The organism is Neptunomonas sp. CHC150, from assembly GCF_030397555.1.
Classification (GTDB): domain Bacteria; phylum Pseudomonadota; class Gammaproteobacteria; order Pseudomonadales; family Balneatricaceae; genus Neptunomonas; species Neptunomonas phycophila.
In genome coordinates, this window is the sequence record NZ_JAPNXU010000006.1 from 134,299 (window position 1) to 160,238 (window position 25,940).

A 25,940-nucleotide genomic window follows, 5' to 3' on the forward strand; every position below is an offset into this window, starting at 1 on the left:
AAATGTTTAATGAAGAAATGCGTTCTGAACAACCTATTCGTTGGGCAATGGTTGGCGGCGGTCGTGGCAGCCAAATTGGCTATGCTCATCGCTCCAGTGCTACCAGAGACGGGCACTTCACATTAGTTGCCGGAGCATTTGATATTGATGCTGAGCGTTGCCGCGATTTTGGGACAAACTTGGGGCTTAATCCTGAGCGTTGCTATGCCGATTATCAAACGATGTTTGCTGAAGAGGCAAAGCGTGAGGACGGTATTCAAGCGGTTTCCATCGCAACGCCTAATTCCACACATTACGCTATTTCGAAAGCGGCTTTAGAATCCGGTTTACACGTAGTGTGTGAAAAGCCTGTGACCTTCACGGTAGCTGAAGCCGAAGATTTAAAACGTATCGCGCAGGAGCATGGCCGTATTTTTGGGGTTATGTATGGGTACACTGGGTTCCAAATGGTGCACCAAGCGCGAGAAATGATACAGCGCGGTGATATTGGCAAGGTCCGCGTTATCTCCATGCAATTCGCCCATGGTTTTCATAGTGAAGAAGTCGAAAAGGATAACCCTGGCGCTAAATGGCGCATGAACCCTGAAGTTTCGGGGCCAACGTACGTGTTGGGAGATATAGGCACACACGCCTTTTACATGGCACAGCTCATGACTGGCTTGGATGTTGAACGTTTGTGCTGCACACGCCAGAGTTTTATTGCCTCAAGAGCGCCTCTAGAAGACAACGCTCATGTCATGATGCAATTTTCAAATGGCGCAGTGGGTACTTTATGGGCAAGCGGTGTTAATGCCGGCTCTATGCATCAGCAAAAAATACGTATCGTCGGCGAAAAAGCAAGCATCGAATGGTGGGATGAGCGGCCTAATCAGTTAAGTTTTGAAGTGCAAGGCGAGCCAGCACGCGTGTTAGAGCGCGGTATGGGTTATCTCCATAACGACGATTCAGCCGTGAGTAGCGATCGCATAGGTGGAGGCCATGCCGAAGGCTTCTTCGAGTCGTGGGCCAACCTTTACAGCCGATTTGGTACTGTTATGAAGGCTGCTAACAGGGATGATCAAGCTACCGTTGCTGCAACCTGGTTCCCAGGTATCGATGCTGGTATTGAAGGGGTCAGATTACTCGAACGCTGTGTAGAGTCTGCTGATAATGATGCTCAGTGGGTGAAGTACTATGAGTAATCTGTCTATCCCAACTAGTCGCTCTCTCGATGTGATCTGTTTAGGACGTGCGGGTGTTGATTTATATGCCAGCGAAGAGAACGTCGACCTGACCAATGTATCAAGCTTTGATAAACATGTGGGCGGATCGCCCGCCAATATCGCGGTAGCTTTGTCTAAACTGGGGGCTAAAGCCGGAATCATTAGTTGCGTATCAGACGACGGTTTAGGGCATTACGTATGCGACTATTTACGCCGCTTAAACGTGGATATCCAAGGCATGTTGGTAGACAACAAAGGATCCAGAACCAGCTTGGCAATTACCGAGATGAAAGCTTCAAATTGTGAGGTGGTTATCTACCGCAATAACGCGGCTGATCTGACGCTATCAATTGAGCACATTGATAAGGCTTACATAGCGCAATCAAAAATCCTGCTGATTTCAGGTACGGCGTTATCGTCCAGCCCATCTCGCGAGGCTACGCTAGCGGCGATTCGTTACGCGAGAGAAGCAGGCACTCTGGTTGTCCTAGATGTTGACTATCGTGCTTATTCTTGGCGCTCAGAAGAAGACTCCTCTTTGTACTATCAAATGGCTGCGAGTATGTCGGATGTCGTGATAGGTAATCGCGAAGAGTTTGATGTGATGGAGGCTTTGGATAGAGATTCCGCTAAATCGGACGATGATCAAACCGCTGCGCGTTATCTCCAAGGAGCTACTCAAATACTCATTATAAAAGCCGGTGAGCTTGGCTCCACTGTGTATACCCGAGATGGGCAAAAGTTTGCTCAGGGAATTTACCCCGTGGAGGTTAAAAAGCCATTTGGAGCCGGTGATTCGTTTGCTGGTGCCTTTATGTACTCAATCCTGCAAGGGTACGACTTACAAGAGAGCGTGAAGATGGGCTCTGCCTCAGCGGCGATCAATGTGTCACGAAAAACCTGTACAGATGCTATGCCGACATTGGATGAGTTATTGAGCTTTATTGCAGTGCGTGAAGCGGCTTAATCCTGACCAGAGCAGGGTGCAGGTCGTGTATTACGTAGTCATTAGGCTAACAGCACCCCGCTTTTATTGATAAAAATTTTGAGTGAGACACACATTATGGGCAAACATATTCCAGCGTATGACAACAAGAATGAACCAATTATTGATGTAAACGACGACACAACGCCGCTTATCTATTTTAACCAAGTGTTTTTAGAAAAAGGTGAATCGTACCAATACCAACTCGACGGCTATGAAACAGCCGTGGTGTTAGCGGGTGGCACCTGTTCGATCAGCGTAGATGATAAGGTCTTTACCGATATCGGGAGGCGCAAAAACGTGTGGGATGGTAATCCGGCAGCGGTGTACGCACCTTTAGGTGCTTCGGTAACGGTTACCTGCACGTCTGAGAATGCGGATGTAATGATTGCGGGCGGTCGCTATGAAGAGGCACTAGAAGCGTTTGAGGTAAAACCAGAAGACAGCGATCAAGTTCAATACGGTAGTGATGACACAAAAACGCATCGTAAAATTAAGCATATATTAGGGCAAAAAAATGCTGATAAACGTGGCCGCTTGTTAGTCAGTGAGTTGTTTACGGTGGGGGCTGGTGGTTGGTCGGGTTTCCCCGCCCACAAGCATGATACGGAACGAGGAACTGATGAAACACGATACGAAGAGGTTTACCAATTTAGGTTTAACCCAGACCAAGGCTTTGGTGCTCAGTTTTTGTATGAGCACGAAGATGATTTAGGGCCTGTTTATCATATTAAAAACCGCAGTGTTATCGCGATCGATAAAGGGTATCACCCCTGTGTCGCAGCACCGGGTTATGAAATGTACTACTTCACCATTATTGTGGGTGAGCATTCTAAATCACTTATTCAACACTTTGATCCGCACCATGAGTATCAGGTTCATACCATACCCGGTATCAAGGACATGATTAAAAAATTTAAATAGGGGGTGTTGGAATGCTAGTCACGCTAAATGATATTTTGCCCGCAGCCGCTAATTCTGATTATGCCATACCCTGCTGTAACGTATTTGGATATGAGGAAGGGCGCGCTATTGTAGAAGCGGCTGAGTCGTTAAACAGCCCTATAATTTTAGCGGCGAATAAAGACATGGTCGATTTTATGGGGGTGGAGGCGTTAGCTAAAATGCTGTTGTCTTTAGCGAACGCGAGTTCCACCCAGGTTTGTGTGCATTTAGATCATACCTACGAAGAAGAGATCGTTTATAAAGCGATGCATCATGGCTTTTCGTCGGTCATGTTTGATGGGTCACAATTACCGCTAGAGGAAAACATAAAACGAACTAAGCAAGTAGCTCAGGTCGCTCATGCGTTAGGGGTGAGTATAGAAGGGGAGATTGGCTCTGTTGCTTACAAAGAAGGCAGAGATCATATTAAATCGATCAATACCTCACCGGACGATGCTTACCGCTATGCGAGTGAGAGCGACCTTGATGCGATGGCAATTGCTATCGGAAACGTACACCGGTTGACGACGCCTGATTCGGTTATTGATTACACTTTGCTCAATGCGATCACCGAGAAAGTCACGCATGTTCCTTTGGTGATTCATGGCACTACCGGTATTAAAGAAGACGATATTAAAAAACTTAAAAAAACACGAGTATCCAAATTTAACATTGGAACCTCACTACGTATGGCGATGGGATCAAATTTGAGGCGTCTAATGAACGAAGAGCCTGACAAGTTTGATAAATTGTATTTTATGCAAAAAGCGATGCCGTATGTCCAAGCTGAAGCGCAACGTATTATTCAGCTACTGCGATAATAGCACTATCCTCTTTTAGGGCCTTTGGGCCCTTTTTTTGTGGCTGTTAAACACGCAAGGTGTATTTTTCCTCATATTTTTTATTAAGACTAAACAGAGTAAACTGAGCCAAATTTTTTAAGGTTATGTATCCATGTCACTCACGCTTGCACTCGCTATGGTCGTCGCTATTGTTGATGGCGACTCTATTAAAGTTACGGATAAACAACAGAACCAATATGATGTTCGCTTGGCGTATATTGATGCGCCAGAGTTGAGCCAGCCTTATGGCGAAATGTCTAAAGAAATTCTAGGCAGTATGATTACTAACGAGCGTGTGACATTGCGTTGCCCAACACAAGATGCATCAGGTGAGTGGGTGTGCATTGTATGGAAAGAAGGCTACGACACCAGCCGCCGGATGATTAATAAAGGCGGTGCTTGGGTTGATTCAACCTCAGATGCTGGTGCCGCTTGGTATCGTGATGAGCAAAAAGCCCGTAAAGCTAAGAAAGGGCTTTGGTCACTCCCTGAAGAACAGCGTGTTTTGTGGTCATGGAAGCCTACAAAATAACTTAATTCGTATGTCTACATCGGGGCCGCTCGGCGTCTTCGCTGTAGAGCGGCTTCATAGCTTTATTGATTACGTGCGTTGCGCGATGCTGGCACAATAGCAGATTGATGGCTGGCAGATAACTTATAAATCCCCGCTAATTTTCTATCTCGCTTGTAAAGAAATGTAAAATAAGCATTTTTTTATTTAAGATTTCATCAAATAAGGTGATATTAGGAGCCTCTACCTGAGTGCTCGTGGCGAGCATATTGTATCAACAAGGAAAACTAGTTACGTGTTAAGTCCCCCTTGTCTACTTAAACAACCCAGCCTAACGATGGTTAAACGCGTTTGGCCTGCTGTAATAGCAAGCCTACTAGTTGGGTGTGCAGCTCCTCAGCCTTTATCGATTCAGCCTGATGCCATTGCACCTGAGCAATGGTCTTCAGCCCAAGGCATGCAGCTTGATGCACACGATAGTGCCAAAGGTCTTGATGCCGAGGCGCAGATGGCTAATTTCTTTGGGCTGCATACCCCTCAGTTACTGACGTTAGTTCAAGAAGCGTTAGCGCATAGTCATACGCTGGCATCGGCCCGGGAGAAAATGCTGCAGTCAGAGCTAGCGATGCGTATCGCTAAAGCTGATCGTTTTCCAACGGTGGGGCTTACGTCAGGTATAGATCGTGTGGAGGACAGTGGTAACACCGTGTCTTTAAGTGCTAACGCGAGTTGGTCAGTTGATATTTGGGGGGAGCTCAGTGCCTCGCAGAAGCAAGCTCAGCTTGAGTATGCAGCGGCGGTTGCGACTTTTAATCAAGAGCAAATAACGCTGATTGCGGATGTTTACCGTCAATGGTTTCAGCTTCAAGAAGCTCAGTTATTAGTCGATTTGTATAAAGAGCGCTCACAAAGTCTACAGTCTGATTTGGAAGTCATCGAATCAGGTTATCTAAACGGCCTCTATGAAGCACTGGATTTGTATTTAGCTAGAAATGACGCAAACGCTCAAGTCGCAGCCTTGGCAGAGCAAGAGCAGGTGTTAAAAGAGACTCAGCGCTCGTTGGAGCAGTTGCTTGGGCGCTACCCTGATGCGGCTATTGGTGCGGACGAAGCTTTACCGTTGATTCCTATGATGTCGGATGTGCCTTTACCGGCGAGTATTATTAAACAAAGACCGGATTTGCAGGCCAATTGGTTAACCTTGTTAGCAACAGATCAAGCACTTGCTGCAGCTCACCGTGCACGCTTCCCTAGTTTAACGTTGACGGGCAGTTATGGTGGTAGCAGCGATGCTTTATCGAATTTGGTGAGCAGTAATCTAGCGTGGAGTGTGGGAGCGTCATTAGCGGCTACCATTTTTGATGCAGGCCAACGTGAAGCGAATCAGTCAATTAAAGCCTCTCAACGCCGAGAGCAAGAGCAGGTCTATCTTGATGCGGTTTATACCGCGTTCACTGAAGTAGAAAATGCGCTCACAGCAGAAAGCTCGCTGCGTAAGCAATACACCCTGTACATAGAGGCACAGGACAATGCAAAACAGGCGGAGAGTTTGTCTTTTGAGCGCTACCAGCGAGGGCTTGAGGACTACAATACCGTTTTAGAAGCGCAGCGGCGCTCACTTGATGCACAGACCAATATTTTGTCTTTAAGGCGTGCATTGTTACAGAATCGGGTCGATCTGATGGTGGCTTTAGGTGGCCAGCTTGATCCGTCATTGACCGTAGAATACACCCCCGTTAACACTTCGCAAGTGGAGATTCCTCACTCATGATCAGGCGTATCATACCTGTTTTATTAATTGTTGTTGCTGGGGTTGCTAGCTACGTTATTTTAAATAATCCACCACAGCTTGGGCGAGGAGCACCGCAACGGGTAGCCAGTTTGAGCATTGATGTCGACACAATAAGCGCTAAGCCTTACTCCGTTACTATTGATAGCTACGGTAAGCTACAGCCCCGCACTGAGGGTGAGCTGTTGGCTCAAGTTTCAGGTCAAGTTGTTTGGGTGAACCCTGCATTTAGAGCCGGTGGTTTTTTTGAAGAAGGTGATGAGCTGCTTCGCATCGACGACCGCGATTATCAAGCGGAGTTGGCGACGCAAGAAGCCACACTAATGACAGCCTATCAGACATTAAGTGAAGAAAAAGCACGCAGTGCGCAAGCAAAAGCAGACTGGAAGCGCTTAGGCAATGGTGGAAAAATTCCAGATTTAGTGGCGCGGGCGCCTCAAGTGAAAGCAGCCGAAGCAACGGTGGCTTCGGCTAAAGCCGCCGTTGCTCAAGCTAAATTAAACCTTGAGCGCACACACATTCGTGCGCCTTATGCTGGTCGAGTATTAAGCAAATCTGTAGCGCTAGGGCAAATAATAACGACAAGTACCTCATTGGCCACTTTATATGCTGTTGATGTAATTGAAGTACGCCTGCCGTTACAAGCCAGAGATTTGGCCTACATCGACTTACCAGAGCGCTACCGTTTTAACGATAAAGTGGCAGACAATTTACCGAGCGTCACTTTGATTTCTACTTTGGTCAATAAGGAGGAATGGAAGGGGGAGGTTGTTATGACCGAAGGTGCAATCGATGAAGATAGCCGCCAATTGTACGTGGTTGCCCAGATTACAGATCCCTACGGCGAAGGTAATGAAGACAAAACCCCGTTAAAAATTGGCCAGTATGTACAAGCAAAGATTCAAGGAAAGACGCTTGAGCGCGCCATCGTCATTCCTAACCGGGTTATTTATCAAGGTACCTATGTCTATGTATTTGAAAACGATGCAGTGACGCGCCGGGAAGTCAGTATCGCATGGCAAAATGAACAAGAAGCTATTATTGCCTCAGGTTTGGTTGAAGGCGACACCATTGTGACGACGGCATTGGGCCAAGTGATATCCGGGACTCCCGCTCAGTTAAGGTCACAAGAACAGGAAGGTGCACGGCCTAACAAAACCGGAGGTAGACCTGAAGCGCGGAGTGCGGTGTCCGCTACCGGAGGGCAGGCGCAATGATCGCTTGGTTTGCGCGCAACCATGTCGCGGCTAATTTGTTAATGGTAACGATTGTGTTAGCGGGCTTAATGTCACTTAACTTTCGTATCCCATTAGAAATATTCCCAAGCTTCGAATCAGATACCATTAGTGTAAGTGTGAGTCTCAATGGGGCTACCCCCGAAGATGCAGAACTAAGCTTAGCCACACGTATAGAAGATGCCGTATCTGATCTAGAAGGGGTTAAAGAATTAAGCAGTCGCTCTGTTGAAGGGGGGACTACCGTCACTATTGAGGCAGAAAAAGGGTATGACGCTCGGGAGCTATTAGCGGATGTTAAGGCTCGTGTAGATGAAATTAACTCTTTTCCTGATGATGCCGAAAAACCCGTTGTCGCGCTAGCCACAAGGGTGCGGGAAGTGATCAGTGTGGCTTTGTCTTCGGATAACCTGACTGAAAAAGAACTCAGGTCCTATGCCGAAAAAGTGCGTGATGATCTATTACGCTTACCTAGTATTACCCAGGTTGAATTGGATGGTGTGCGAGATTACGAAATATCCGTAGAAATCGCGCAGGATAATTTACGAGAATACAACCTCACGTTGTCCGAGGTGGCCGATAAAATAGCCAATAGCTCACTGGACTTGTCTGCGGGTAGTTTGGATACGGATGGCGGAGAAATTTTAATACGCTCTAAAGGCCAAGCGTACAACCGTGACCAGTTTGAATCGATGGTCATAAAGAACAATGCTGACGGCAGTGTGCTGTATTTACGCGACATTGCCACGGTCAATGATGGCTTTGAAGAAAGTGCAATGCGCAGCCGGTTTAACGGCTCTTTGTCAGCTATGATCGATGTTTACCGAGTTGGTCAGCAAAGTGCGATTACGGTTGCTGATGAAGTTAAAGATTATGTGGCAGAGCAACAGGCATTGTTACCCAACGGTTTAAAAATGTCGTTTTGGGATGATGATTCCGAAATTGTTAAAAGCCGATTAGAAACGCTAATCGTTAACGCATGTCAGGGTGGGGTGCTTGTACTTTTATTGCTCACGCTTTTCTTGCGGCCCTCCATCGCTTTCTGGGTGTTTATTGGCATCCCTGTTAGTTTTATGGGCGCTTTTTTGGTGATGCCTTTGTTTGGTATTACGTTAAATATTATCTCCTTATTTGGTTTTATATTGGTGCTCGGTTTGGTTGTGGATGATGCCATCGTGACCGGAGAAAATGTATATACGCACCTAAAAACGTCAGAAAGCGGCCTAGAAGCCGCTATACGAGGTACACAGGAAGTTTCGGTGCCTGTCACCTTTGGTATTTTAACAACCATAGCGGCCTTTCTACCGATCGCGTTTGTGGAAGGGGATCGAGGCCCCATTTTTGCGCAGCTACCTTTTATTGTGATCCCTGTTCTGTTGTTTTCGTTAATCGAATCTAAGTGGGTTCTGCCGGCTCACTTAAAACATGTACGTATTCGTAAACATCAATCTGAAGGCCGCTTCGCACGTTTTCAGCGCCGCTTTGCGGACGGGTTTGAGTCCTTTATTCTCCGTTATTATCAGCCCTTGTTAGCTGTGGCTTTGAAAAACCGCCTAACAACTCTGATGTTGTTTATTGCTGTGCTCATGTTATCGCTGGCTATGATTTTTAGTGGTTGGACTCGCTTTGTTTTTTTCCCGCGTGTTCAAAGTGACACGGCAGTCGCTACACTCACAATGCCGGCGGGGACTCCTTTTGAAGTGACTGACCGTGTCGTGGTTAAAATGGTAGAAGCGGCCCGTAAATTAAAAGCGGATTACAGTGATGAAGAAACAGGTGAAAGTGTCGTACAAAATATATTTTCAGCGAGTGGACGTGGTGGCAGTGCTGAAAACGGCATGGTGCGTTTTGAACTAACACCAGCAGAGGATCGTGATCCGGCATTGACCACGACACGTTTAGTGCAAGAATGGCGGCAAATGATAGGAACAGTCCCAGGGGCTGAATCTTTAACTTATAGAGCGGAGCTTGGTCGCGGAGGCGACCCTGTTGACATCCGCATGAGCTCTAGCAATGTGGCTGATTTATCGGCCATGGCTGATCAGGTAAAAGCTCACTTAAAAACCTACCCCACGCTATTTGAAATAGTTGACAACCTCTCAGATGGTAAGGAAGAACTACAAGTAGAGTTGACTCAACAAGCATACGCGCTGGGGCTTACGCGCGGCGATATCATTCGCCAAGTGCGTCAAAATTTCTTTGGCATTGAAGTTCAGCGTGTACAGCGAGGCAGTGATGAAGTGAGCGTATATGTTCGTCTGCCTAAAGATGAACGACAAGCGATCAGTAACTTACGTAATATACAAATCGAAACTGATGCGGGCTTTGTGCCGCTCAATGAAGTGGCCTATCTTGTGCCGTCCCGTGGGGCTTCAGCTATTTATCGGATTAATCAGCAGCGCACTGTCAGTGTGACGGCGGATTTAGATAAAACGACAACTAATACGACGGTTTTGCAGCGTAACTTAGCTGAATTTATGGACGGGCTAGTATCTCAATATCCAGGTTCCAGTTATACCTTGGAAGGTGAAGCCCGCGAGCAACAGGAATCATTCTCGTCACTGATAATTGGGTTGGTTTTTGTGTTCTTTGCCATTTATGCCTTGCTGGCTATTCCCTTTAAATCTTACGCTCAGCCATTAATTGTCATGTCAGTGATCCCTTTTGGCGCTATCGGAGCCTTGGCCGGGCATTGGCTAATGGGGATGGATTTAACCATTATGAGCTTGTTGGGATTGTTGGCGCTGGTGGGGGTTATTGTTAATGATAGTCTTGTGCTAGTGGAGTACTCAAACCGACGTCAGCAGGAGCTGAGTATAACAATGTCGGCTTTTGAGGCTGTTGAACAAGCAGTGAAAACGGCTGGCGTTGCTCGTTTTCGTCCTGTTGCTCTAACGTCGATGACGACATTTTTAGGGCTAATGCCGCTATTGTTTGAGAAAGCCGTGCAGGCGCAGTTCTTAATTCCTATGGCCGTATCTTTAGGCTTTGGAATCTTGTTTGGTACGTTAATTACTTTGATTATGGTTCCTGTCAACATCATGCTGTTAGAGGACGCTAAACGCTTTTTTCGTAAGCCGGTAGAAGAGCAAGTGACCGTCAGCAGCTAGCCACAAAAAAGCCAGTTAGGCAGCAGCACGCGCTAACTGGCTTTTAACCGTGTGTAATGCCTCGTTACTTCACCGTAAATTTTACGTCTTCATCACGTAAAAGGTATAAGGCTAAACACGCCGCCCACATTGGCCATGCTGCAAAAAATAGCAAATTATTAAAGCCATCTAAGTATTTTCCAAAAGCCGCCAACGTTGAGGCGCCATGTAATAAAAAGATTAAACCATAAGTGATTCGCTTTTGTATGCCGCTTACAAATGCAAGTATTAACAACAACTGCACAGCGCCAATGACATAGACAACCATAGTGCTTGAGTTAATGCCGTAAAACACTTCAAACACTTTGGCTGAGTGGGCTGGGTTTATAAATTTATCCATTGTCCACATCAACATTACGATAAATACGCCTAGCCGTAATGAGAGTAAAGAGTACTGCAGCCTGTTTTGGGTTTCTGTTGATACTGCTTGCGACATACTGGGGTTCCTTATCGATAAAGGTTAGTTTAGTGTAAGTTAACTAAGACGCTTTTAAGTGGTTTTAGTTTCTAATATTGTTCCGTTTTGTGCCGATACTATAAGTAACCTCGGTGCATTACGTGTGAGTTATGCATCATTATCCTTAAAGGCTTGTTGTAGGTGCGAAATTGTCGTCATTGACACAATGGTTAGAACTGGTTTGTAAGATGGTTCCTGATACTCAGAGTGCCGTGTTGCAGCACATTAGTGAGCAGGCCAACACAAAGCCTGTGTACTCATCGTGGCCTAACTCTAAAAAACCATCCGAAAAACTATTGGAGACTCTTGTATTTTCCTCTCAGAGAGACGCCGTAGTGACGTCTTATTCGGACCCATACCTGATTGTATCTACTCATATTCCAACTCAGCAGGGTAACTATCCGTTTGCAATACGAGTAAAAGTGAAAGAAGACTCTGTAGAGGCGACTAAAAAATTAATTCAATGGTCCATTCGATGGTTGGCGGAGCTATTAAATCAAGCGGCAGATCCCTCAGCAGGGCCTAGCACAAAAACGGCAGCTGACTCTGTCAGTGATGCGTCGGTGCAAACGTCTTCTCTAGAGAACACTACCTCATCAAGCTCTTGGTACGTCAGATGGAAGTATGGGTTGTTGGCACTTATCTGCTGCGCCATTTTAGTGTTTGTTCCGGTTAATTATCGTGTAGCGGTCGACACTGTAATTGAGGGCAAGGTGCAAATGGCTGTTGTGGCTCCGTTTGACGGTTATATTAAATCAGCGACTTTAAGTGCTGGTGATACCGTCAATGAAGGAGATGTGCTGGCGATGTTGGATGATCAGCCACTTCGTTTAGAGCAATTGCGCCTTGAAAGTCAGTTGCAAGAGTATGACAAAGGTTACAGAAAGCATTTAGCGGGGCGCGACTATGGCCAAGCTAACGTAGCGAAAGCTAAACGCGATCAAGTCCAGGCGCAGCTTAACCAGGCATCTTTGCGAGTAGAGCAGGCTCAGCTTAAGGCGCCAATGTCAGGAATAATTATAAAGGGTGATCTCACTCGTCAGATAAATGCTCCTGTCGACAACGGCGATGTCTTATTTGAAATATCACCGCTTCATGCCTACCGAGCCATGTTGAGCGTAAAAGAAGCAGATATTCGTTTCATTAAAGAGGGACAGAGCGCTGAGCTTAAATTGGCGGCGCTGCCTAATCAGATTTTTACACTAACCTTGCTGCACGCAACGCCTTTGTTTGATGATCAAGACGGTGCGCCGGTGTATTTGGCTGAAGCACAACTGGAAGATGACGATTTAAATAATTTACGTCCCAATATGGAAGGGGTAGCGCGAGTCGAGGTTGGGAAAGCGCCCATTGGTTGGGTCTTGTTTCATCACTTTATTGATTGGTGCCGTATTCAGTATTGGCGGTGGCTACGATGACGGCGCAAGCGCCTCAGAATACGCTGTCCACGGGTTTGTTGTCTCGGTTAGCCGCCGCTAGTCTTTATGTGGCTAAAGAAGTGGAGTTCATCCCTCAAGCTTTGCACACTGACTATCCGTATCTACTCTATGTGAAAAACAGCGATGCTTATTTACGTTGCGCAGAGTGGGCACGTGAATTAATTGTCCGTTGCGATGGCGAAACACCACTCGCTTCTATACTCACCACGTTGCCTGATACAGAGGTTGAGCACCATCGGCGCGACGTTGAAGATACCCTGAGTTTGTTAATAAGCATGGGGGTATTGGCCATCGCCGATGAGGAAGACTCATCTTTGTCATGGTTGCAAAAATTGAAACAGCCCATGGCGGTTAAAGTTCCTCTTCACAATCCAGACCGCTGGTTGGCGTTATTAGGTCCGCTCAGTCGCGTGATTTTTAGCCTCCCTTTTATGTGCTTTTTTGGGTTGCTCTTGCTTTATTCTGTGTCTGTTTTTGCAATTGAATGGTCAGCGATTACTTTGCACTGGGAAAGCCGGTTTTTTGACCCGAGCAATGCATTACTCATGATCTTAATTTACCCATTGATGAAATTTTGTCATGAGCTTGGTCATGGCCTAGCGGTTAAACGATTTGGTGGGCATGTCTATGAATGCGGTATTGTTTTTTTAGTATTTATACCGTTACCTTATGTTGATGCATCATCCAGTTATCGTTTTCCACGCCGTCGCCAGCGCGTGATTGTTGGTTTGGCCGGTATGTTAATTGAGTTTTTTCTGGCCTTATGTGCTCTAAATCTCTGGGCTTATTCCTCAAGTGGCACTTTGATGTCTGATCTGTTGTTCGATGTGTTCTTTATCGGCACCTTTTCGACTCTCGTTTTTAATATTAACCCCCTTATGAAATTTGATGGTTACTACATACTGGCCGATGCGTTAGGTATTGATAATTTGAGTACGAAGTCTAAAAACTATGTTGGAGGCTTATTGGCGCGTTGGGTTTTAGGTTTGTCTGGCAGGGTCGAAAATTACAGCCGTAAAGAACAATACTGTTTTTTAATATACGGAATATTGTCGATACCGTATCGGTTATTTATCAGCCTGTGGATTACTCTGTATTTAAGTACTGTGTTTTTTGCGTTAGGTAGTTTATTGGCTCTGTATGTGCTGTTTCAGCAATTGTTGTTCCCGATTATCCGTGGCTTGAGTCGAGTCTATAAAGACGTAACGCTACAGCAGCAACAAGCACGTTTTTATACGGTATTAGGTATCGTGGTTTGTTGTGTTTTTGTAGTGGGTTTTATTTTTCGCTTCCCGGTTACGTTGCCCGCCTCGGGAATCGTGCTGCACGATAATAACGAGCGGGTTATAGCTAAAGCCAGTGGTGTTGCTCAGCGCCCATTGGTGCAAGCGGGTGATTGGGTTGAAAAAGGGCAAGCTATTCTCCAGCTAACTAACCCCGTTCTTCGTGAGCAGCAAACAAATTTAGAGGCGCAGTTATCCGGTTTAGAAGCGCGCTATGACCAATTTTTGTCTCAAGACCCGCTAGCGGCCGCCGATATGTGGGAACAAATAGCGAGTATGAAGAAACGTTTGGTTGAAGTCAGTGCTCAAGTCGACGCCCTTACCGTTACATCTCCAGTGAGTGGTTTTTTAGAAAAGGCGCGCTGGCAGGATATTTCCGGGCGTTATTTGGAAAGGGGAGAGGCCCTCGCTGCTGTGTTTAATGCCAATAATGTGCAGATAACAACGGTCATTGACCAGGCGGATATCAACAAAATAAGGCATGGTTTAAAGAGCGTACACATTTTATTTGATGCCTTACCTAGCCGGTCGCTAACGGGGAAAATCGAGCGCATTGTCCCTGCGGCGGCCGACCAACTTCCATCAAAATACCTAGGCAGTTTAATGGGGGGCGGTATAGCGGTTGATGATCGTGATGCGTCGGGAACTCGCTTGTTAAGCAAGCATTTTATTGTTGATGTGCAGGTCGAAGCCGCTTCTGTTTCTGACTTGGATTTTAAGCCAATTAATGCACGAGTAAAATTTGAGTTTGAAAATGTCAGTTTGGCTAATCGTCTACTAGACTGGCTATATGTGAATCTTTTGCGTACTTACGGTTGGGCTCTTTGAGTGTTAGTTTTGTAGTCAATGTCTTACGTGGTTGGGTTAAGAACGAGTGAATTTTCAAGGGACATTAATGAATTATAAAGAGCTATTTACAGGTTGGTTTTTTTATGGCGCCTCAGCAACGTTAATAAGTGCTGCCATAGTAGGCTCTAACTCTGCGTGGGCTTTGGATTTGCCAGCTGTGGACTGTGTGATTACTCCCAGTAAGTCGGTAGATTTAAGTGTGGCTACCTCAGGCGTGATCCGTCACATACATGCAGAGCGCAGTGAGCATGTTAAAGCTGGGCAGCTGTTAGTTGAGCTGAACTCCCGTGTGGAAGAGGCCAATTTAAACTTGGCTAAGTTAAAAGCGAACATGAAGGCAGAAATTTCGGCTGAGGAGATCAACCTTCGTTATGATCGCTTGCAAAATGAGCGTGTTCGTAATTTACAAGAAAAGAAGCTAGTGTCCGGTCAAAATATCGATGAATCAAAGCGCTCTGAGCAAGTGTCGTATTGGCGCTTACAACAAGCCAAAGATACTTATGCTGTTCGCCAGCTAGAGTTAGAGCGAGCGGCAGCTCAGTTAGATAATACTCGCGTATTTGCACCCTTCGATGGTGTCGTGACACAGGTATATAAGTCAGAAGGCGAGTACGTTGAAGACAGCCCGGTTATGCAATTGGTACAACTTAACCCGCTGCATGTAGAAGCGGTGCTAGGCATGGAATACTTCGGCCAAATACATAACAACATGTTGGGCGATGTTTACCCAGAGACAAACCAAAATACACCTTACAGTGCGCATATAGAAGTGGTTGACCCCGTGGGGGACACGGCCAGTGGGACATTTGGTGTTCGTTTAACCATGGACAACCCCGGGAACCATATTGTGTCGGGCGTGAAATGTATTCTAAAGTTAAGTGATGCGCTTTACACCGAACCTAATAACGCCGAACAGGCGCCCAGTGATACAGCCTCTGCCAGCGAAGCCCCCTTAACGGACAGTGCTAAGCTTCCTGATTCAGCAACATCCAGCGAAGAGTCGTCTAAAGCGCCAATGTCGCAAAGCATTGAGCTGTCAGGTGGCGTAATACCTAGTTATAAGTTTGGCCCTTTTGCCAGCGACAAAGAGCAAAAAAAAGCCGCGCAAATAATCGAGTCTTATGGGTTTGATCCTCAACGTGTTGATGCAGATTTTGATTTTATTAAAGGTTATTTGGTGTTGTCGGCGGACAGTTATCGTCAACCATCTTCGCAGCTACTAGCTCAATTTGGCCGTTTGGGGGTTAAAGATATGATGGTCATGCCACAAAAAACCTACCAAGGCCGTATTTCGTTTGGGGCATATAATGGCCCTCAAAGTGCCAATATGCGCCAAGCGGCATTGACGCGCATGGGTATTAAGTCCGAAGTGGTAGCGCGTACCGAAAAAGAATCAGCCACGTGGTTAGCAGTAGAGTCCATTAACGAAGCTAAACGAGAGGCTATTCTGCAGAAATTGGGTAGTTTATAAGCCTGCATTCCTCACTAGAGCTGACATGTAAGCTCTGTGTAGGGTGAGAAATAGAGGTGGTTGCGGCTATGATAAGTGATAGAAAACAGCGTTTAGTTCACAGAGCTTATCGTATAGAACGATTAGAGCCACGTGTGATGCTGTCTGCAGATCCGTTGGGCGTTGCTGACTCAGCCCTGGATTTATTAGTGCAGCAAACAGACAAGGTCAACAACCCCGTTGATGTCGATTTGTTTGTTGAGGAGTTCGCGCAGAACCAGCACTCGCCCAATAACTCAAATTTAACCCATGACGACTTCTCTGGGTTACTTGTCAGTGAAGCTGATACTTTGCTGGCAAGCGCCGATAGCTTTTTAGATCCCATAGATAAAACAGGCTCAGTTGAGCTTATTGTTATTGACGCGGGCGTTGAAAATCAGACTGAGCTGCTTAGCCAAATTACTTCTCATAATACGCCCACTGCCTACGAAATTGTCTATTTAAATGCTGATGAGAATGGCCTTGAGCAACTATCATCCATCGTGACAAATTATGAAGAGATTAGTGCTATTCACTTACTTTCTCACGGTAATAGCACTGGCTTACAGCTAGGTAACAGCTGGGTTACGCAACAGACCTTAACTGAGCAGGCCGATCTACTGGCTCAATGGGGGGCCTCTGTTACAGAAAGCGCTGATCTACTAATTTACGGCTGTGATTTACTATCGACAGATGATGGCGTGGCTTTTGTCGAGCTTTTCCAGCAGTTATCTAGCATGGATGTGGCTGCCAGTGATGATACAACAGGCGCAAGTGATTTAGGTGGCGATTGGCACCTTGAACGATCATTTGGTGCGGTTGAAGCCGTTAGTTTACAGCTGAATGACGATTGGTCATCTACATTGGCGGCACCTTCAGTCGGCCTTATTCTGGCTACCTCTGACGACATTGATGACTCCGAGATTGATGATTTGGAAGAGTGGGAAGCCGGTGATGTCCTCAGTTTATCGGACCCTAATTTGAAATTTGGTGATGACTCCGATGGTACGTTAAGTATTTATTTTTCGTTATCCAATTTAGGTGATGGTGATGTCACCATTTCGGGGCTGCATTATGTTACTTCGTATGTCGCTGTGGGGACCGACAGCAGTGGTGACCCTGTCACGTTGATGCCCGGTGATTTACTGTTTTCGACAGCTGACAATGAGAATTTTGATGATGTAGCCGTTAATAAAAAAGACATTGCTCTCTTTAGGCCTGACACCCCAGGGGATTACACCAGCGGGACCACCTCTGTGTTACTGGATGACCTGACCAGTAAAGATCTTTTTGATTTTGCTCTTATTGAAAAAACAGTAACCGTAGCGGGTGTGACTTTAAATGCAGGTGATTTAGTTTTTAATGATAGCGATGATAAAAATGGAGAAATTCAAGCCCTAACCATCGAAACCGTAGGTGAGGATAATACAAGCTATAGCAATAATTTTGTGCTCTTCGATTCAGGAGATGCTTTTTCGACAAGCACGGCTATTCGCGGCATTGAGGTGATCCAAGAAGATATCACTTTCGAAGGGGCGAACTTTACGGCAGGTCAAATGCTCTTCTCCTTTGAAAAAAATGAAAGCACTTTACTGGGTTTGATTCCAACGATCAGAGCCACTGATATTTATGCTCTGGATGCTACATCATCGACCAGTGGAACAGCAACCCTTGCATTCGACGGTTCAGATATTGAATTGGATGACCAAAAAGAGTCGCCCGATTCTATAGCACTCATCCCATATTATAATGACCCTGTCGGTGCACCAACGGTAACGGGTAATACGGTCGAAGGGGACGTACTATCGGCCGATTTGTCCACTATGTCTGACGACGATGGGATAGCCCCAGAGCAGGTTAACTATCAATGGCAAGTATCAACGGATGGATCTACTGGTTGGAGTGATATATCCGATGCAACCGAATCGACGTTATCCTTATTAGAAGAATACGCTAATCAATATATACGTGTAGAGGTTTCCTATATTGATCAACGAGGCCAATCCGAAGGACCTATCTACAGTGATGCTAGTGCTCAAATAGCCGCGTTAAACGATCCTCCGACAGTCTCTTTGACTCCACGAAACCCTGTGTTTTGGGAGGGAGATAGCCCAGTAGCCTTGTTTGCAGATGCCAACGTGGATTTAGGAGAGAGCTTTGATTCGGTAGCGGCGTTTACATTCAGCCTAACCAATGTTGTGGATATAGGCTCCGAGAAGCTAAGTTTTAGTGGCTACGATATTATATTAACGGGTGGAACTGCTGGCAGTATTGCGTCAGCGGATTTTAGTTATGCCTATAATGTTTCGTTGGTCGGTGGGACCGCGACAATAAACTTTACGGCGTCTGGAGTATCGGGGAGTGAATTGGCCGATGCCTTAAATGGACTTACCTATGAGAATACAAGCTCAGGCCAAACCGATGCCACTAAAGTGTTCACCTTTGAGTCTTTACAGGACTCTGGTGGAACCAGCAACGGCGGTACTGATACGATAAACCCCAATATAGTATCGACTATCACACAAAACTCAGTTAACTCGGCACCCACTAATAGCGGCCCTGTGGTTCTCAATAATATTGAAGAGGATAATTCGTTAGAGATTAGTCGAGCAAATCTTGTACAAAATACTACCGATCCTGAAGGTACATTGTTAGACGTACGTGACTTAACTATCTCGATAGGTGGGGGTAGCCTGCTCGATAACGGCAATGGGACTTGGTCTTATACTCCTGTTACTGACTACAACGGACCTGTCGAACTTTCATATACTGTTTCTGATGGTGCAAACGACATTTCAACCTCTGCTTCATTTGAGGTGACTGCCGTAAACGATAAGCCAGAGAGTACGGTTGTTGTATTATCCCCAATTGTCGAAGACAGTGGCGCCCGTACGGTTACCCAAGAGCAACTATTGGTTAATACGACGGATGTTGATAGCGCTGCATTTACGGCAAGTGCACTGGCTATTACTTCGGGTAGCGGAAACCTAAACGATAATGGTGATGGCACTTGGAGTTACACGCCGGCCGCAAACGATAACGGTACAATTGAATTTAGCTACACCATTAGTGATGGTACCGATGACATTGTTAATACCGCTTCGTTAGAGATTACGCCGCAAAATGATGCGCCAACCAGCACACCGGCTACGTTAACTCCCATTTTAGAGGATAGTGGCACTTACACAATCACGCAGGATGATTTGTTAGTAGGTTATGCCAATGATGTGGATGGTGACAGCCTTACGGCTAGCGATTTATTGATTACCGAAGGTAATGGTAGCCTTGTAGCTAATGCTGATGGGACATGGGACTACACACCTGCTACGAACGATAATGGTACGATTCTTTTTAGTTATACCATCAGCGATGGAACTGATAGCGTCGTTAATACCGCTTCTTTGGACATTACGCCGGTTAACGATGCGCCCACCAGTACCCATGTTACTTTGTCGCCAACCAATGAAGATGACAGTGGTTTAGTTTTCCATAAAAACGAGCTTACAAACAATGCCAGTGATGCGGAGACTACTGATAACCGAGACTTATTAGTTGAAAACTTTGTTATCGATTCTCCCGAGTGGGGCAATGTATATCGGGTAGGCAATCTTTTTTATTTTAATAGTGCAGAGAATTACAACGGGTTGGTAACGTTTAGCTACACCATCAGTGATGGAGATAAAACCACTGAAGGCACAGCGAGTATTTTTGTAAACCCGGTAAATGATGCGCCCGTTAGCACTCCCGCCACGCTTACTCCCATCGATGAAGATAACGGCCTTCGTATTATTACCCAAGACGATTTGTTAGTCGGCTATGCTAGTGATGTGGATGGCGATAGCCTAACTGCTAGCGATTTATTGATCACCGAAGGTAATGGTAGCCTTGTAGCTAATGCTGATGGTACATGGAACTACACACCGGTTGCTGATGATAATGGCACTATTAGTTTTAGTTACACCATTAGTGACGGAACTGATAGCGTCAGTAATACAGCCACGCTCGATATTATCCCCGTGAATGATGCGCCGGTCAGCACGCCTGCCACGTTAGCGCCGATAAATGAAGACAGCGGTGTTCGTGTGATTACCCAAGATGATTTGTTAGCCAGCTATGCCAGTGACGTGGATGGCGATAGCCTAACAGCTAGCGATTTATTGATCACTGAAGGTAATGGCAGTTTGGTAGCTAATGCTGACGGTTCATGGAACTACACACCGGCTGCTGATGATAATGGCACTATTAGTTTTAGTTACACCATTAGTGACGGAACCGATAGCGTCAGTAATACAGCCACGCTCGATATTATCCCCGTGAATGATGCGCCGGTCAGCACGCCTGCCACGTTAGCGCCGATAGATGAAGACAGCGGTGTTCGTGTGATCACTCAAGATGATTTATTAGCCGGTTATGCCAGTGACGTGGATGGCGATAGCCTAACCGCTAGCGATTTATTGATCACCGAAGGTAATGGCAGCTTGGTAGCTAATGCCGACGGTACATGGAACTACACACCGGCTGCTGATGATAATGGCACTATTAGTTTTAGTTACACCATTAGTGATGGAACAGATAGCGTCAGTAATACAGCCACGCTCGATATTATCCCCGTGAATGATGCGCCGGTCAGCACGCCTGCCACGTTAGTGCCGATAAACGAAGACAGCGGTGTTCGTGTGATCACCCAAGATGATTTATTAGCCAGCTATGCCAGTGACGTGGATGGCGATAGCCTAACCGCTAGCGATTTATTGATCACTGAAGGTAATGGCAGCTTGGTGGCTAATGCTGACGGTTCATGGAACTACACACCGGCTGCTGATGATAATGGCACTATTAGTTTTAGTTATACCATCAGCGACGGCGCGGCTAGCACGAGCAATACGGCGACTCTGGTGGTCAACCCAGTAAATGATTTGCCAGTGAGTACGCCGCTAACCTTAAACCCCATTAATGAAGACAGTGGCGTACGCGTTATCACTCAAAATGAATTGTTAGCGAACGCTAGTGATATTGATAGTGCGGGTCTTGTGGTAAGCAATTTAGCGATAACGCAAGGAGAAGGGCAGCTGGTCAGCAATGCGGATGGCTCTTGGAGTTTTGTGCCTGCTGAAAACTATAATGGCCATGTTTCGTTTAGTTATTTGATCAGTGATGGTACCGGCAGTATTACTAATACAGCTAGCGTAATGGTTACCCCTGTCAATGACGTGCCCGTGGGTTCAATAACACTGGTGGGGCAGCCTGTAGAGAATACGACCGTGACCATTGATGACCAGTTGTTCGATGCCGATGGAGTAACGAATCTCAGTTATCACTGGTTACGTAACGGCGTTTCCATTGGCGTCATTGGTGATAGTTATACATTGGTAGATGCTGACGTTGGGCAATCGATTCAAGTAGAGGCTCGGTACATTGATGGCTTGGGTAACAGTGAACGTTTCTTGAGTGATGAATTACGTGATATCGCAAATGTTAATGACCTGCCAACGGGTTCGTTTGAGGTGGCAGGAGATTTAGTTATTGGCTCAGTGCTAACAGCAAATAGCCAAATTGCAGACGAAGATGGCTTAGGTGACTTTAGTTATCAATGGTATCGCAATGGAGAAATGATCACAGGTGCTAATCAGCCAAGCTATACATTACAAAGTTCAGATGCAGGGCAACAGTTTTCAGTAGCGGTAAGTTACGTGGACGGTTTTGGCACCGCTGAGTTGGTCGTCAGCGCCAACACTGATGCTATCACCGAAGGCGACAGCATAGCCCAGCCCCCCGTAGTTACAGAACAAACTGAAGAACTGGCTGAACTGGTTATGTCCCCAGTGGCGCCTGTTGAAGCGTCCGAAACTTCGGCGGCAAAAACAGAGATTACGGCCTCTGAATCAGCCGATAGCAATGACGAGGTGAGCGAAGAACAATCGTCAAATCAGGCAGGTGCGGATGTGCAAGACCCGTCTTTGGTTCCATCAAATGAAGGGGGGCGTAGCTCCGCTGTGGCTGCGCAATTATTAACCGATGAAATAGAAGTGGTTGGCCAAGTGGCACTATCCGAATTGGCTAACGCAAAGATCAACATACTTGCGGTAGAAGTCGGCAAACAAATAGCGTTGAGTAATCAACTGCAGCAGAGTTGGGCGCAATTATCTGATCCGATGATGTTAATGAAGTCAGAGGGGTTAATGCAGAGTTTAGATACCATGAATAACCAGGTGGCTGAGCAACTGGCTTTGGATAAAATGGTCGTGGGTGGTGGTATCGCCGTATCTTCTGGTTTATCAATAGGTTATGTAACATGGTTACTACGTAGTGGCGTGCTTTTATCAAGCGTTCTGTCTTCGCTGCCAGCGTGGCGCTTTATCGATCCATTGCCTGTGTTATCGGGGTTAGGTGCAACGGATGCAGGCGCAGGTGACAACACCTCCCTAGAAGATTTAGTAAAAGAAACACCAGAAACGGCTGCAGGATCAGATGATCTAGATGCCCAGCATACAGAAGGCGAGACGCCGAAGTGATAGAGCGCATTTTTGGAAAGCAAAGTTCAATAGCGCGTATTGCTATTGGCCAAATCAGCATTGTTATTAGTATGGTCATGGTTGCCGCTTTATTGGGGCTTTTTCCCGATGTATCTAATTCGACTAGATTGCACCGAGTTACCTTAGCTGAAACCATTGCGGCTAACGGTTCAATTTTTATTACGCGCTCTGATTTACAACGAATGAATGCCACTTTAGAGGTAACTGTATCCCGCAATGAGGAACTACTCAGCGCTGGTGTACGACGTAAAGATGGACGGCTAATGGTAGATGTTGGCGATCATTCTCAAGTGTGGGAGCCTCTAGAAAATGATATTTCCAGTGATACTGAAATTATGGTGCCCATATGGGAAGGGTCAACTCAATGGGGGCAGATTGAGCTACGATTTACACCCATAGAGCATGAAGGCATCATTGGGTTCTTATACAAGCCTGTGGTTTTATTCACGCAGTTCTTGGCCTTGGGGTGCTTTGTACTATTTTTTTGGTATTTGCGTAGGATGCTCAAACAGCTGGATCCATCGCAGGCGATCCCTGATCGCGTAAAATCGGCACTCGATACCATGGCTGAAGGTTTGTTGGTCATGGATGTAAAACAAAATATCGTTTTGGCAAACCACGCATTTGCCACGTTAAGTAACATGCCCGCTGAAAAGTTAGTGGGTGTAAAAGCGGATATTTTTCCCTGGAGCCTACCTGAGGATGCCGAGTTTTCTGATTTACCTTGGTCGCGCGCATTAGCGTCTGGTGATCCGCTGATCAATAGCATTGTTAAGCTAGAATTGCCTGACCAACCTAAACGAACCTTTATGGTGAACTGCTCTCCCGTGCTTTTGCCTGGGGGAAAAGTGGGCGGGGTTTTGGTCAGTTTAGATGATGTGACAGCCTTAGAAGAAAAAGAAATAGAATTGCGTCGTTCTAAGGATGAAGCGGAGCAAGCAAACCGAGCTAAAAGTGATTTCTTGGCTAACATGAGCCATGAAATCCGAACGCCGATGAATGCTATTCTTGGCTTTACTGAATTACTGCGACGTGATCGAAATGGACTAGAGCCCGATCAGCAAAAGCACTTGAATACGATATCTTCAAGTGGTGAGCATTTGTTAAATCTGATTAATGATATTTTAGATTTATCAAAAGTAGAGTCGGGCCACTTAGATGTGGAATCGATCGACTGCAAGCCAGCACAGCTGATCCAGCAAGTGCTACAGGCCATGAAGGTGAAGGCAGACGAGAAGGGCCTAGCCTTAATTTTTGAAGCTGACACAGCGCTGCCCTCACAAATATTGACTGACCCAGGTAGGGTGCGGCAGATCCTTACCAATTTAATTGGTAATGCTATTAAGTTCACTGACACAGGTAGTGTGACCGTGAACGTTAGTGTGCTCAATAATGCAGTACCACAATTAAAAATATCGGTGATTGACACTGGTATAGGGATGACTGAGCAGCAAGTAAACTCAGTATTTGATCCATTTGTTCAAGCCGATAGTTCTATTACCCGTCGCTTTGGCGGAACGGGGCTTGGTTTATCAATTAGCCAAAAATTCGCACATGCTTTGGGTGGGGATATTGAGGTGAGCAGTGTGATGGGGCAGGGCAGTTGCTTTGCTTTAATTTTAGATGTGGTAGTGGCTGATGATGCTGTCATTGAATGGATTCAGCCAGAGCAAGTATTGGTAAGCTTAGACGATACATCACATCAAGAAGGAACGCGCTGGCAATTTAAGCCTGCCAACATTTTGGTGGTGGATGACGGTAATGAAAACCGTGAGTTGCTGCAATTGGTATTAGAAGACTACGGTTTTACCATTACTACGGGTATTCATGGTCAGGAAGGGCTTGAGAAGTCGTTGGCCGAGTCGTTTGATGTGATTTTGATGGACGTTCAAATGCCTGTCATGGACGGCTATACAGCCGTAAAAGCGATGCGTGAAGCGGGCTTAACCCAGCCTATTATCGCGCTGACCGCTCATGCAATGAAAGGAATAGAAGCTCGCTGTTTAGAGGCCGGTTATAGTCACTATATGACCAAGCCGATCAATATTGATGAGTTGTTAGCCACATTAGCTGATTTGTTGGGTGCAACCCAATCTGACGCAATTGATACACTGGTAGAAACTAACACTAATACCGCTACGCCTGAGCAGGTGAGCCAACCTACAGCATTATCGGGATCAATGACGCCTTTGATCTCTACGTTAGCTACTCATGAGCGCTTTGCCGGTTTAATTAAACGGTTTACCGATAAGTTACCAAGCCAAGTGTCAGCAATGGAGCATGCGTTAAATACTCACCGCTTTGATGATCTAGCTGATTTAGCGCACTGGCTAAAAGGCTCTGCTGGTAGTGTTGGCTTTGCAGACTTTACCGAACCGGCTAAAGAGTTAGAATTAGCAGCAAAAGCAAAAGATTACTCAAATGCGAATGCGCACCTAGAGCAAATTTCTGTATTAGTTAAGCGCGCTAAAATGGGTGTTGGGTCCGTTTCCGAACAAACTGCGCCAGTTTCGACAAATCACAACATAGCTAAGACTCCTATAAAGACAGCGGGGCTTGCTAAAACGCATCCTAAATATCAAGCAATCAGCCATCAAGTAACGCAAAGGCTGCAGCAGCATATGCTCTTCATGCATGCTGGGTTAGAAGCACATAATAGTGAGCCACTTAAAGAAGGGGCTGTCTGGATACTGAGTACAGCGAGTAGCTTAGGATATGCAGAACTGATTCAGCACGCAGAAGATTTAAAACACGCGGCTGACGCAGATAACCGAGCAGGTCAAATTCAAGCGTTTATGCGCCTGAAATCCAGTGTCCTTAAAATAGATGGTGTTGACACGCAGCATCTGATTGATGCGCTAAAACTTACCGATGATAACGTCGGTGAAAATGAGTTAGCCCATAAAATTCATTCCAGTTTATTAGCGAAGAATGAAAAATTCAGACCTATTGTGGAACGATTTGTTACGCGCTTGTCTGAGCAGGTTGGCTTAATGCAATCGGCACTGGCTGAGCAAGACTTTAAGACGCTAGCTGAGCTTGCTCATTGGTTAAAAGGATCGGCAGGTAGTGTTGGTTTTGATGAGTTTACAGAACTTGCTGAAGAGTTAGAAAACTGTAGTAAGAGTCGTGATGAGAAAGCCGCAGAGCACGCATTATCGATGATAGCTCACATGGCTAAGCATATTGATCTAGACTAGTACTATAGTTGTAGAATAATTCTTTTTTGACC

At 46.0% G+C, this 25,940-nt stretch carries 14 protein-coding genes; 13 read left to right on the forward strand and 1 reads right to left on the reverse strand.

The window, feature by feature from the left end:
* The first annotated feature begins 2 nt into the window (after positions 1–2).
* From OW491_RS06735 to OW491_RS06770, 8 genes are all read left to right on the forward strand, one after another.
* A complete protein-coding gene (locus OW491_RS06735; protein ID WP_075172504.1) occupies positions 3–1,181 on the forward strand; it encodes a Gfo/Idh/MocA family oxidoreductase in 1,179 nt (392 codons plus the stop codon).
* Positions 1,174–2,169 (forward strand): 5-dehydro-2-deoxygluconokinase, encoded by a 996-nt coding sequence (gene iolC, locus OW491_RS06740; protein WP_290035262.1) that lies wholly within the window; start codon positions 1,174–1,176, stop codon positions 2,167–2,169. The genes OW491_RS06735 and iolC overlap by 8 nt, the downstream gene beginning before the upstream one ends.
* A gap of 96 nt (positions 2,170–2,265) precedes the next feature.
* On the forward strand, positions 2,266–3,111 hold the full coding sequence (locus tag OW491_RS06745) for a 5-deoxy-glucuronate isomerase (protein ID WP_075172502.1): 846 nt from the start codon (positions 2,266–2,268) through the stop codon (positions 3,109–3,111).
* Positions 3,112–3,122: 11 nt separating this feature from the next.
* Entirely contained in the window at positions 3,123–3,953 is an 831-nt protein-coding gene (locus tag OW491_RS06750; RefSeq protein ID WP_290035263.1) for a class II fructose-bisphosphate aldolase, read from the forward strand.
* Positions 3,954–4,086: 133 nt separating this feature from the next.
* Positions 4,087–4,506, forward strand: coding sequence for a thermonuclease family protein (locus tag OW491_RS06755; RefSeq protein WP_290035265.1), 420 nt, complete (start codon positions 4,087–4,089; stop codon positions 4,504–4,506).
* 274 nt (positions 4,507–4,780) lie between these two features.
* Positions 4,781–6,256, forward strand: a complete 1,476-nt coding sequence (locus OW491_RS06760) for an efflux transporter outer membrane subunit (protein WP_290035266.1) — start codon at positions 4,781–4,783, stop codon at positions 6,254–6,256.
* The gene (locus tag OW491_RS06765) at positions 6,253–7,491 is read left to right on the forward strand and encodes an efflux RND transporter periplasmic adaptor subunit (RefSeq protein WP_290035268.1); all 1,239 of its coding nucleotides are present in this window, start codon (positions 6,253–6,255) and stop codon (positions 7,489–7,491) included. Before OW491_RS06760 ends, OW491_RS06765 begins: the two co-directional genes overlap by 4 nt.
* A complete protein-coding gene (locus OW491_RS06770; RefSeq protein ID WP_215151940.1) occupies positions 7,488–10,619 on the forward strand; it encodes an efflux RND transporter permease subunit in 3,132 nt (1,043 codons plus the stop codon). The genes OW491_RS06765 and OW491_RS06770 overlap by 4 nt, the downstream gene beginning before the upstream one ends.
* Before the next feature lie 64 nt (positions 10,620–10,683).
* On the opposite strand, the gene OW491_RS06775 is transcribed toward OW491_RS06770, so the two are convergent.
* Positions 10,684–11,094 (reverse strand): hypothetical protein, encoded by a 411-nt coding sequence (locus OW491_RS06775; protein WP_290035271.1) that lies wholly within the window; start codon positions 11,092–11,094, stop codon positions 10,684–10,686.
* Between the two features lie 170 nt (positions 11,095–11,264).
* On the opposite strand from OW491_RS06775, the gene OW491_RS06780 reads away from it, so the two are divergent.
* The 5 genes from OW491_RS06780 to OW491_RS06800 all read left to right on the forward strand — a co-directional run bounded on the left by OW491_RS06780 (position 11,265) and on the right by OW491_RS06800 (position 25,908).
* Positions 11,265–12,533 carry an HlyD family efflux transporter periplasmic adaptor subunit gene (locus OW491_RS06780; RefSeq protein ID WP_290035272.1) on the forward strand — a complete coding sequence of 423 codons (1,269 nt, stop codon included), beginning with the start codon at positions 11,265–11,267 and terminating at the stop codon, positions 12,531–12,533.
* Positions 12,530–14,665, forward strand: a complete 2,136-nt coding sequence (locus OW491_RS06785) for an efflux RND transporter periplasmic adaptor subunit (RefSeq protein WP_290035273.1) — start codon at positions 12,530–12,532, stop codon at positions 14,663–14,665. The genes OW491_RS06780 and OW491_RS06785 overlap by 4 nt, the downstream gene beginning before the upstream one ends.
* 67 nt (positions 14,666–14,732) lie before the next feature.
* On the forward strand, positions 14,733–16,157 hold the full coding sequence (locus tag OW491_RS06790) for an efflux RND transporter periplasmic adaptor subunit (protein WP_178968912.1): 1,425 nt from the start codon (positions 14,733–14,735) through the stop codon (positions 16,155–16,157).
* A gap of 68 nt (positions 16,158–16,225) precedes the next feature.
* Positions 16,226–22,687 carry a cadherin-like domain-containing protein gene (locus OW491_RS06795; protein WP_290035275.1) on the forward strand — a complete coding sequence of 2,154 codons (6,462 nt, stop codon included), beginning with the start codon at positions 16,226–16,228 and terminating at the stop codon, positions 22,685–22,687.
* Entirely contained in the window at positions 22,684–25,908 is a 3,225-nt protein-coding gene (locus tag OW491_RS06800; RefSeq protein ID WP_290035276.1) for an Hpt domain-containing protein, read from the forward strand. Before OW491_RS06795 ends, OW491_RS06800 begins: the two co-directional genes overlap by 4 nt.
* The last annotated feature ends 32 nt before the right edge of the window (positions 25,909–25,940 follow it).

What these genes read in the sequence shown, in the direction of transcription:
- OW491_RS06775 (WP_290035271.1), bottom strand. Translation starts at nt 11,094, where the DNA reads ATGTCGCAAGCAGTATCAACAGAAACCCAAAACAGGCTGCAGTACTCT.
- OW491_RS06735 (WP_075172504.1), top strand. Translation starts at nt 3, where the DNA reads ATGTTTAATGAAGAAATGCGTTCTGAACAACCTATTCGTTGGGCAATG.
- OW491_RS06770 (WP_215151940.1), top strand. Translation starts at nt 7,488, where the DNA reads ATGATCGCTTGGTTTGCGCGCAACCATGTCGCGGCTAATTTGTTAATG.
- OW491_RS06755 (WP_290035265.1), top strand. Translation starts at nt 4,087, where the DNA reads ATGTCACTCACGCTTGCACTCGCTATGGTCGTCGCTATTGTTGATGGC.
- iolC (WP_290035262.1), top strand. Translation starts at nt 1,174, where the DNA reads ATGAGTAATCTGTCTATCCCAACTAGTCGCTCTCTCGATGTGATCTGT.
- OW491_RS06785 (WP_290035273.1), top strand. Translation starts at nt 12,530, where the DNA reads ATGACGGCGCAAGCGCCTCAGAATACGCTGTCCACGGGTTTGTTGTCT.
- OW491_RS06745 (WP_075172502.1), top strand. Translation starts at nt 2,266, where the DNA reads ATGGGCAAACATATTCCAGCGTATGACAACAAGAATGAACCAATTATT.
- OW491_RS06750 (WP_290035263.1), top strand. Translation starts at nt 3,123, where the DNA reads ATGCTAGTCACGCTAAATGATATTTTGCCCGCAGCCGCTAATTCTGAT.
- OW491_RS06765 (WP_290035268.1), top strand. Translation starts at nt 6,253, where the DNA reads ATGATCAGGCGTATCATACCTGTTTTATTAATTGTTGTTGCTGGGGTT.
- OW491_RS06795 (WP_290035275.1), top strand. Translation starts at nt 16,226, where the DNA reads ATGATAAGTGATAGAAAACAGCGTTTAGTTCACAGAGCTTATCGTATA.
- OW491_RS06790 (WP_178968912.1), top strand. Translation starts at nt 14,733, where the DNA reads ATGAATTATAAAGAGCTATTTACAGGTTGGTTTTTTTATGGCGCCTCA.